The following is a 10,000-nucleotide window of genomic DNA, read 5'->3' as shown; positions in this document are numbered from 1 at the left end:
TGAGACGGACGACAAGACGGGACTGGCCACGCGCATCGAGCCCATCCGGTTAGGTGGGCGTCTCAAGACGGTGTTGCCAGAACTTCAGGTTTCGGTTTAGAAGCTGGCGCATTCCGGTGATGTAAGGCTCTGACGAAGGGCCAGACTCCCGCCAAACAATCATGTGAAAAATCTCGACGGGCCGCCCCGAGAGATTTTTCGCTTTATGGAGCCACGTAAAAGATTCGGCTCCGCCGAACTTTTACGTGAGTGAATCCATGGCTGGCCATAGTAAATTCAAGAACATCATGCACAAGAAGGGCCGCGCCGACGCGGCCCGTTCCAAGCTGTTTTCCAAGCTGGCGCGCGACATCACCGTGGCCGCCAAGTCGGGTATGCCTGACCCGGCCATGAACCCGCGTCTGCGTCTGGCGGTTAACAACGCCAAGGCCGAGTCCATGCCGAAGGACAATATCGACCGCGCCATCAAGAAGGGGGCGGCCGGTGAATCCGACAATATGGAAGAAATCCGCTACGAAGGCTTCGGGCCGCAAGGTATCGGCATCATCGTCGAGACCCTGACCGATAACCGCAACCGTACCGGCGGCAATGTGCGCTCCTACTTCACCAAGTTTGGCGGCAATCTGGGCGAAACCGGCTCGGTCAGCTTCATGTGGGACCGCATGGGTCAGATCGAATATCCGCTGAAGGCCGGTTCGGCTGACGCCATCATGGAAGCGGCCATCGAAGCCGGGGCTGCCGATGTGGAAACCGATGAGGACGAAGAAGACGGCGGCCACCTGATCTTCACGGCTTACGAAGATCTCAACGCCGTGACCGAAGCCGTGGCCAAGGTTTTGGGCGATCCCAAGTCCACCAAGTTTATCTGGAAGCCGCAGACCCTGTCGCCCATCACCGGCGACCCGGCCAAGACGCTGATGAAGCTGATCGACGCGCTCAATGATGATGATGACGTGCAGGCGGTCTATGCCAATTTCGACATCTCGGACGAAGAGATGGAAGCGCTCAGCGCCTGATCATCAGCCCCTCCGGAAACGGAGGGGTTTTTGTTTGAGTAAGGCCACGCCATAAACTTTACCTCTTCATATTGATTTCGATTGCGGTCCGTCGCACATAGCCATGTCATGACCGAAACGCCTGATCCTTCCGAACCGGGGCGCGATGCCGCCAACAGCCCGCTGCCCCTGTGGCGGCGCTGCTGCCAGTTCCTGTTCGAGATGGACGCCAAGACGGTGCGCGCCATCTGGGTGACGTTGGCCTTGTTTGCCATGATTGGCGTGGTTTTCCTGATCGGCAAGACCGACTTCGGCCATGAGGTGACGCATGAGTTCGAGCTGTGGATGGCCGAATATCGGGATTCCCCGTGGGGTATCTTCATCGTCATCGCCGTCTTTACGCTGTCGGCCTATATCGGCGCGCCGCAGTTTGTGCTGATCGCGGCCTGTGTGGTGGCCTTCGGGCCGTGGCTGGGTTTCTTTTATTCGTGGGTGGCCACCGTCGTGTCCGGGGCCGCCACCTTCTATACGGGGCGGGTTATCGGGGCGGATACGTTCAACCGCATCGGCGGCGGGCATCTGGGGCGGCTGTCGGACTATATTGGGCGAAACGCCTTTTCGGCCTCTTTCATCGTGCGCAACGTCCCTTCGGCACCGTTCATCATCGTCAACATGGCCTTTGGCGTATCGAAGGCCCCCTTCACCGGTTTCATACTGGGGCTGGCGCTGGGCTCGATCCCCAAGACGGCGCTGGTGGCGCTGTTTGGCAATGTCTTTACGCGCATCGTCGAGGGCGGAGACTGGAAGGGCACCGCACTGATCGCGCTGATCGGGCTGGCCTGGCTGGGCGTTGTCATTCTGGCCAGACACCTGATCACCAAATGGCGCGAAGGCCGCAGCGCCGCGGGCGGGAACGACGGAAATCAATAGTTTACCGTTATGCGTTTCAAGGTGATTCGAAGTTTTTTTTTGAAGGCCTTGAAATTGACGCGAGATAAGGGCAAGGGAGTTTTCCCCTTGCGGACGGCGCGTGTTTTCGCGGCGCGACGCCCTTAACGGGGCCCTATGCGCCGCCGGTATCCCGGCCACCTCCCAGACAAATTTCTCGCGGTAGTGCTCAATGTTAAAGCCCTTCTTCGGCAGCTTCTCCAACGATATCGCCATCGACCTCGGCACGGCCAATACGCTGGTCTATCAGAAGGGGCGCGGCATCGTGCTCAACGAGCCGTCGGTGGTGGCGCTGCGCAATATGGGCGGGCGCAAGGTGGTGCACGCGGTGGGCATCGAGGCCAAGCAGATGCTGGGCCGTACCCCTGGCCACATGGAAGCCATCCGTCCGATGCGCGACGGTGTCATCGCCGATTTCGAAGTCGCCGAAGAGATGATCAAGTACTTCATCCGCAAGGTGCACAATCGCAAGGGTTTTGTAAACCCGAAGGTTATTGTCTGCGTGCCGTCGGGCGCGACCGCTGTGGAACGCCGCGCCATCAATGACTCGTGTCTGAACGCCGGGGCGCGTCGTGTCGGCCTGCTGCCTGAGCCCATGGCCGCGGCCATCGGGGCCGGCCTGCCCATCCACGAGCCGACCGGTTCGATGGTCGTCGATATCGGCGGCGGCACCACCGAAGTGGCCGTTCTGTCGCTGTCGGGCGTCGTCTATGCCAAGTCGGTGCGCGTCGGTGGTGACAAGATGGACGAAGCCATCACCAATTTCATGCGCCGTAACCACAACCTGCTGATCGGTGAAACCACAGCGGAGCGCATCAAGAAGGACATCGGCACCGCCCGCGTCCCGCACGATGGTGAAGGTCTGGCCATCGAAGTGAAGGGCCGCGACCTGATGCAGGGCGTGCCGCGCGAAGTGCGCATCAGTGAGCGTCAGGCCGCTGAGGCGCTGGCTGAACCGGTGGCGCAGATCATCGAGGCCGTGAAGGTGGCGCTGGAAGCCACGCCGCCCGAACTGGCCGCTGACATCGCGGACAAGGGCATCATGCTCACCGGTGGTGGCGCGCTGCTGCGCGGGCTTGACTCGGAAATCCGTGATCAGACGGGCCTGCCGGTGACGATTGCCGAAGACCCCCTGTCGTGCGTGGCCATCGGCTGCGGTAAGGTGCTTGAGCATCCGCGCTGGATGAAGGGCATCCTCGACTCGACGATGTTCTGAGCCTGAAGGGGCGAGGACAGGGCCGAAAAATCGTCGGCCCTGTCATCAGACCGTCTATAATTTCCTTGATAGTTTCGGACCGAAACTTGCAGTATCTGTCCTCTGAGTGAGGGTCCGGGTGGGCCCGGAGGGAAGTCAGCGTGCGATACGGGGATAACCAGCCTTTTGAACATCTGAAACTGCCCATTACGTGGGGAGTGATGATCCTTGTCGCCGCCATTTGCGTGGTCGCGGCATTGCTGTTTCTGGGCGACCGTCGCGGCGGGCTGGATGCGGCGGCCTATGGCAATCGGGCCGGATTTGACCGGGCGGCGGCCAAAAGCAATAATCTGCTGTCAACGCCTGCGCACTTCGTCAGCGACCGCACCAATGGCATCGAGGACTATTTCTTCGCCGTCAGCGAAAACCGCGTCCTGAAACAGAAGATTGTCGAACTGGAGCGCTATCGCGACGAGTATCGCAAGGCCAGGGAACTGAACCGCCGCTATGAGGTGCTGCTCAACCTGCGTACCGAGCCGGAAGTCGAAAGCGTCTCGGCGCGTTCGGTGTCGGTATCGCGCGGTCCGTTCAACAACAATCGCCTGATTGATGCGGGGTCATCCAGAGGCCTCGCTTTTGGTAATCCGGTGATCAATGAACACGGGCTGGTCGGCCGTGTGGTCGGCGTCAGCCCGGACGTCAGCCGCGTGCTGATGGTCACCGATGTCGTCAGCCGTGTGCCGGTCATGGTGGCGCGCACCGACGCCCGCGCCATGATGGTGGGCGACGGGGGCGGGTTTCCGCGTCTGGAGTTTGTGCGTGGTGGGCCGGACGTGCTCAAAAAAGGCGATCAGATCCTGACCTCTGGTGATGGCGGCATCTTCCCGCGTGGCCTGCCGGTAGGGGAGGCCCGTCGCGGCGTCGATGGCGTCTGGCGCGTTGACCTTTATACCAATCGCGGACCCGTTGATCTGGTCAAGGTCATGAAGTTCAAGGATTTCAGCCAGCTTCCGCGCGCCGAAGAGGTGCTGCGCACGCCGTTGGTCACCGACGTGCTGCCGCCACCGCCCCCGACGGCGGCCGCGACCACGCACAGCGCCAGCGTCTCAAGCGCTACCGTGTCCGCAAGCGGAGCCGCCGTCAGCTCTGCCGCCTCCAGCGCCAGTCCGGTCACTGTTGCGCGGCCACGCCCGACGCCGGTGTCGTCTCCCGCCGTACAGACGCCGCGTCCGCAACCCGTTCCGGCCCCCGAGGCGCCGGCGTCGGCCTCGTCCGCCAGTGTCAGCGGAGGCTGAGGCCATGCTGGCTCCGCAACGCCGTCCCCGCTCATCGTCCACCCGCAGCATGACGCCGTCGGCCAGCCGCCGCGCGCGCCTGTACAAGGCGTTGTTTGAAAATCGTACACCGCGCCGCGGATCGGGGGGCATTGTCGGGCCGCAGGACTGGTTGCTCTATCCGGCGCTGTTGGCGGTTCTGGCGACGCTGGTGCTGGCCACTGACCTGCCTTTGCCGTTTGGGCTCGACCTGCCGGAACCGGTGTGGCCTGTGGCGCTGGCCTTTGCCTGGCCGCTGATCCGCCCCAGCTTTATCGCGCCGGTCCTGCTGGGCCTGATGGGTTTGTTTCTCGACTATTTCTGGGGCGCACCGCTCGGTTTCTACGTCATTGGCCTGATGGCCGTCCACGCGGCGACGCTGATCATCCGCAGCTATATTGTGGGGCAGGACACCTGGGTGGTCATCGGGGCCTATACCCTTGCGGTTCTGTTGTTTTTTACGCTCGGCGTGATCATGACCACGCTCGATTCCGGTGTCGTGCCGCGCCTGATCAGCGTGTTTGAACAGATGCTGGCCACCTGGTGTCTGGTGGTCGTGGTGCTGATCCTGCTTGAGCGCTTTCTCAACAGCGATGTGAGGTTCAATTGAGCGAACCTTCCATCTTTTTTGAGGACGTTAACGAGAAGCAGGGAACGTTCCACCGCCGCATCTTTCTGATGGGCGGGTTGACGGCACTGGGTATCTTTGCGCTGGGCGGCCAACTGGCGTTGCTTCAGATCGTGCAGGGCGGCAAGTACAAGCGCCTGTCGGCGGCCAATCAGTTCAATTTCCGCGTTGTGCCGCCGCCGCGTGGTAAGATTCTCGACCGCAATGGCAATGTCATTGCCGGGAACCGTCCGTCCTTCCGCGTGCTGATCATCCGCAATGAAATCGACGATCTCGACGATACGCTGGATCAGATTTCCTACGTCCTGCCGCAGGTGCAGGACAACCGCCGCCGTATCGTGCGCGACATCAACCAGTCGCAGCGCTTTGTGCCCACCGTGGTGGCGGCTGACTTAACATGGGAAGAGTTTTCGCGGGTCAATCTGTTTGCCGCCGAAATCCCCGGCGTGCAGGCGGTGATGGACGAAATCCGCGTCTATCACTATGGTGGGGCTTTTTCGCACGTCGTGGGTTACGTCTCGAAAATTTCGGAGAAAGACCTTGAGGCCGAAGGGGAAAACCCCGATCCGCTTCTGCTGCATCCGGGCTTTCGCATCGGCAAGCAGGGGGTGGAAAAGGCCTTTGACAAGCAGCTTCGCGGCGTGGCAGGGGCCCAGAAGATCGAGGTCAATGCGCGCGGCAATATCGTCGCCGAAGACCCCGATGGCACGCGCCCACCCACGCCGGGCGAAGACATCACCCTGACGCTGGATGCCGAGGTGCAGGCGCGCGCGCTTGAGGTGTTCGAACAGGATTCCGGCAGTGCGGTGCTGCTCAACATCCACACCGGCGAAATCCTGTGCATGGTGTCGGCCCCGTCCTTCGATCCCAACCTGTTCGTGTCGGGTATCTCGTCCAAGGCCTATAAGCTGCTGAACGAGTATGAGCGCCGTCCGCTGCTGGACAAGGCGATTGGCTCGACCTTTGCGCCGGGTTCCACCTTCAAGATGGCGACGGCCCTGTCCTTCCTCGACTACGGTATCGACCCGAACGAGAAGGTGGTCTGCCGCGGCTCCTACCGTTTCGGCAATCGCACCTTCCGCTGCCACGGCGTACACGGTTCGGTCGATATGCGCCACGCGCTGAAATATTCCTGCGACACTTATTTTTACCACATCTGTAATCGCCCCGGCGTGGACCGCATCGCGGCCATGGCTCACAAGCTGGGTCTGGGCGAGCTGTTCGATCTGGAGATCGAGGGGCAGAAGTCCGGTCTTGTGCCAACGACCGAATGGAAGCGGAGCTATTTCGATGGCACCCGTAACCGTCCCAAGGACCCCAAATGGCATCTCGGTGAAACCCTGTCGGTGGCCATCGGGCAGGGCTATACGACGGTGTCTGCCCTGCAACTGGCCGTCTATGTGTCGCGCATCGCCAATGGTGGCAAGGCCGTCACGCCGCACCTGATCAAGAAGATCGGGGCGGTGGATAAAGATTTTGATTTCAAGCCGCTGGGTATCCCGCCGGAGCATATCCAGATCGTGCGCGACGGCATGGAGATGGTGTCCAACGACGCCGACGGCACGGCGTTTCGTAACTCTCAGCTCAATCTGGGTGACATGAAGATGGCCGGCAAGACCGGCACGGCGCAGGTCATCAACTATGATCGCGCGGGTACGCGCAAGGCGACGCAGTGGAAGAACAAGGACCACGGCCTTTTCGTCTGCTACGCGCCGGTCGATAATCCACGCTACGCCATGGCGGTCATCGTGCAGCACGGTATCGCCGGGGGCCGCTTTGCCGCCCCAAAGGCGCGTGAGATCATGAAGGTGGCTCTGCTCAAGGACCCTGAGCTTCAGGCGCGTATCGTTGCGCCGCCGCCGCCGGAACCCGTCGAAGCTGCCGAAACCGCGCCGCCTGAGGTCGAAAGCACCGAGGTCGCGCCGGAAAGCAACGAATACATCCCTCCCGTACCCTGAGGTTTCCATGGCCGAAAGCGCAATGACCCGGCGGGGCGAACGCGAACGTTATGACATCAAGCTGCTTCAGGTGGACTGGGGCTTTGCGCTGGTGCTGTCGCTGATTGCCGGCATCGGCGTGCTGGTCCTCTATTCGGTAGGCGGCATGTCGTGGGAGCCGTGGGCCTACAATCACGTTCTGCGTTTTGGCCTGTGTTTCCTCTTCATGATCGTGCTGGCCCTGGTCGATCTGCGCTGGTGGATGTTGCTGGCCTATCCGGCCTACGGGGTATCGCTGCTGCTGCTTGTGGCCGTGGAACTGGTCGGGGATGTGCGTATGGGGGCGCAGCGCTGGCTGGAAATCGGGTCCTTCTCCATGCAGCCGTCTGAATTCATGAAGCTGTCTATCGTGATGGCTCTGGCGCGCTGGTATCATGAAGCGGGGACCAAGGACGCGGTGCTGTCGTGGAAGCTGCTGATCCCCTTTACCATGATCATGGCCCCTGTGCTGCTGGTGGCTCACCAGCCGGATCTGGGCACGGCCATGCTGATCCTGCTGACCGGGATTACCGTGATGATCGTGGCCGGGCTCGACTGGCGCATTATCGGCACCGCAGCCGTGGGCGGTGCGGTCGCCATTCCGTTCTTCGTGCTGTTCGTGATGCACGACTATCAGCAGAAACGCGTCCTGACCTTCCTCAATCCCGAAGCCGACCCGTCCGGCGACGGTTACCACATCCTGCAATCCAAGATCGCCATTGGCTCTGGTGGTTTGCTGGGTAAGGGGCTGGGGCTGGGGTCGCAGTCGCAACTGAGCTTCCTGCCGGAAAAACACACCGACTTTATTCTGGCGGCAGTGGGTGAGGAGCTAGGGTTCCTTGGGGCGTTTACGGTGTTTGCCCTCTATGCGCTGGCTATCTTTATGGCCTTGCGTATTGCCTCCTTATCGCATTCGCACTTCGGGCGGTTGGCGGCGGCGGGGGTGACGGCGACCTTCGCGCTCTATGTGCTGATCAACGGCGCCATGGTGATGGGGCTGGCCCCTGTGGTGGGTGTGCCGCAACCGCTTCTGTCCTATGGCGGCTCGGTCATGACCACGGTGATGATTGGCTTTGGCTTGGTTATGGGGGTAAAGGTGCATCGTTATCAGGAGTTGCCGCGCACCCAGTCCTTCCTGTCGCATTTTGAATAAAAGCGCTTCCGGCAGGCGCGAAAGAAACAGACTATGGATTTTGAAGAACTGATCGAACTGGCGCGCGACTCCTATGTGGGGCAATTTGCGCACTTTGCCGATGTCCAGGCCAAGGCCCATCCCGGCGGCGTGGCCGAGGTCAAGCTGGAGGTCTCGGTCGAGGCCGGGCTTTACCGGTCGCTCTACTGCGCCGACTATATGACCGGCCCGGCGGAGGACGACGCGCCGCAGATCGTCGAACTGTCGCCCGATGAAGAGGTGGCTTTTGACCCCATAGTGGTGACGCTCAACGAACTGGAAATGACGGTCGAAGCGCTCGACTGGCACGAGATGAACCTGTCCCTGACCGGTGCGCCGGAAACGCTACAGGGGCTGGAGGCGTGGTTTGAAACCTGGTTCGATCCGGAAGACCGCAATGTCGATCTGGACTCGCGCTTTTCGGGCCATATCCATTCGCTGCTGGTCGATGCCGACCACCTGCACGTCGATTTCGGCACGGCTCCGGTGCAGGCCCTGATCGACCTGCTGCTGCTGATCGAGATGAACGGCTGCACAGCGGTGCGGGTGTTTTAACCCACTAAACCTTCGACATAGGCCGGGACCACCTCGGTGGCGGGACCGTACAGGCGCTCTTTAAACAGGCTGTGGCCCTGAGACGGCTCAAGGTTCAGTTCCACCGTGTGCGCCCCGGCGCGCGTGGCCTCCTGCACGAAGCCCGCCGCCGGATAGACATTGCCCGACGTGCCGATGGAGATAAACAGGCCGCAGCCCGACAGGGCGTCGTAGATGCGCTCCATCTGAAACGGCATTTCGCCGAACCACACGATGTCCGGGCGCAGGCCCAGCGTCCCGAACGGCGAGGGGGTGTCGATATGGATATCGCCGGTCCAGTCACACGTCCTGCCCGTTTCGATGCAGCGCGCCCGCAGCACTTCACCGTGCATGTGGATCAGGCCAAAGCCACGTTTCGGCGTGACACCCCGGTGCGCCCGGTCGTGCAAATCATCGACATTCTGCGTCACCAGCAGCACGTCGCCGTCATAGGCCGCCGACAGCCGCGCCAGAGCCTGATGCGCCGCATTGGGGGCCACGTCCTTCAACTGCGCCCGGCGTTGATTGTAGAAGTCATGGACCAGCACCGGATTGGCTTCAAAGCCTTCGGGCGTGGCCACGGCTTCGACGCGGTGCCCGCACCACAGTCCGTCTGAGGCGCGAAAGGTCGGCACGCCCGACTCTGCCGAAATGCCGGAACCGGTGAGGATGACGATCGAGGGCCGCACGGCCTTATTGCCCTTTCAGCACCACGCCTTCGCGGCGCGGATCGGCGCCGCCGTCGATGCCGCCGTTGCGGAACATGACGCCGTGCAGGCCGGAGTTTTCACCCTGCACCTCCTGGATCGTATAGCCCATGTCTTTCAGCCCTTGCAGAACGTCGGGTTTCAGGCCAGCCTCGATGCGGATGGCCGTCGGGTTGGCCACGACATTCGGCAGGGCAACGGCCTCCTGCACGCTGAGATTCCAGTCGAGCATCCCCACCAGCGCCTTGAGATTATAGGACAGGATGGACGAACCGCCGGGTGATCCGATCATGCCGATCAGGCGCTTGTCCTTATCGAAAATCAGCACCGGCGACATGGAGGAGCGCGGACGCTTGCCCCCTTCGACCGCATTGGCGACCTTCTGGCCGGTTTTTGTCACGGGGGTGAAAGAGAAGTCGGTAAGTTGATTGTTCAGGAAAAACCCGCCGACCATACGACCCGTGCCGAAGAGGCTTTCGACCGTTGTGGTCATG

General features: G+C 61.6%; 10 protein-coding genes and 1 pseudogene. 9 read left to right on the top strand and 2 right to left on the bottom strand.

Going from position 1 to position 10,000, the window contains the following annotated elements; translation table 11 throughout:
- The 9 genes and pseudogenes from LDL37_RS03330 to LDL37_RS03290 all read left to right on the top strand — a co-directional run.
- Positions 1-100, top strand: a pseudogene (locus tag LDL37_RS03330) (metallophosphoesterase); the annotation flags it as partial.
- 157 nt (positions 101-257) lie between these two features.
- Positions 258-1,016, top strand: coding sequence for a YebC/PmpR family DNA-binding transcriptional regulator (locus tag LDL37_RS03325; protein WP_290794314.1), 759 nt, complete (start codon positions 258-260; stop codon positions 1,014-1,016).
- Between the two features lie 108 nt (positions 1,017-1,124).
- Entirely contained in the window at positions 1,125-1,925 is an 801-nt protein-coding gene (locus LDL37_RS03320; protein ID WP_290794311.1) for a TVP38/TMEM64 family protein, read from the top strand.
- Between the two features lie 190 nt (positions 1,926-2,115).
- Positions 2,116-3,159 (top strand): rod shape-determining protein, encoded by a 1,044-nt coding sequence (locus LDL37_RS03315; RefSeq protein ID WP_013479130.1) that lies wholly within the window; start codon positions 2,116-2,118, stop codon positions 3,157-3,159.
- A 200-nt stretch (positions 3,160-3,359) separates the two neighbouring features.
- Positions 3,360-4,433 (top strand): rod shape-determining protein MreC, encoded by a 1,074-nt coding sequence (gene mreC / locus LDL37_RS03310; protein WP_290794304.1) that lies wholly within the window; start codon positions 3,360-3,362, stop codon positions 4,431-4,433.
- A gap of 4 nt (positions 4,434-4,437) precedes the next feature.
- Positions 4,438-5,061, top strand: coding sequence for a hypothetical protein (locus tag LDL37_RS03305; protein WP_126419777.1), 624 nt, complete (start codon positions 4,438-4,440; stop codon positions 5,059-5,061).
- On the top strand, positions 5,058-7,037 hold the full coding sequence (mrdA, locus tag LDL37_RS03300) for a penicillin-binding protein 2 (RefSeq protein WP_290794300.1): 1,980 nt from the start codon (positions 5,058-5,060) through the stop codon (positions 7,035-7,037). The genes LDL37_RS03305 and mrdA overlap by 4 nt, the downstream gene beginning before the upstream one ends.
- 7 nt (positions 7,038-7,044) lie before the next feature.
- The gene (gene rodA / locus LDL37_RS03295; protein WP_290794297.1) at positions 7,045-8,208 is read left to right on the top strand and encodes a rod shape-determining protein RodA; all 1,164 of its coding nucleotides are present in this window, start codon (positions 7,045-7,047) and stop codon (positions 8,206-8,208) included.
- Positions 8,209-8,241: 33 nt separating this feature from the next.
- The gene (locus LDL37_RS03290) at positions 8,242-8,781 is read left to right on the top strand and encodes a hypothetical protein (protein WP_272741267.1); all 540 of its coding nucleotides are present in this window, start codon (positions 8,242-8,244) and stop codon (positions 8,779-8,781) included.
- On the opposite strand, the gene LDL37_RS03285 is transcribed toward LDL37_RS03290, so the two are convergent.
- Together LDL37_RS03285 and LDL37_RS03280 are read right to left on the bottom strand one after the other, a co-directional pair.
- A complete protein-coding gene (locus LDL37_RS03285) occupies positions 8,778-9,488 on the bottom strand; it encodes an NAD-dependent deacylase (RefSeq protein WP_290794291.1) in 711 nt (236 codons plus the stop codon). The genes LDL37_RS03290 and LDL37_RS03285 overlap by 4 nt on opposite strands.
- A 4-nt stretch (positions 9,489-9,492) precedes the next feature.
- The coding region (locus LDL37_RS03280) for a gamma-glutamyltransferase (RefSeq protein WP_290794288.1) at positions 9,493-10,000 on the bottom strand (508 nt) is incomplete at its 5' end.

The organism is Asticcacaulis sp. (assembly GCF_020217185.1).
In the GTDB taxonomy this organism is placed as follows: Bacteria; Pseudomonadota; Alphaproteobacteria; order Caulobacterales; family Caulobacteraceae; genus Asticcacaulis.
The sequence above is the reverse complement of the archived record's forward strand: the minus strand, read 5'-3'. Positions and strand labels throughout refer to the sequence as shown.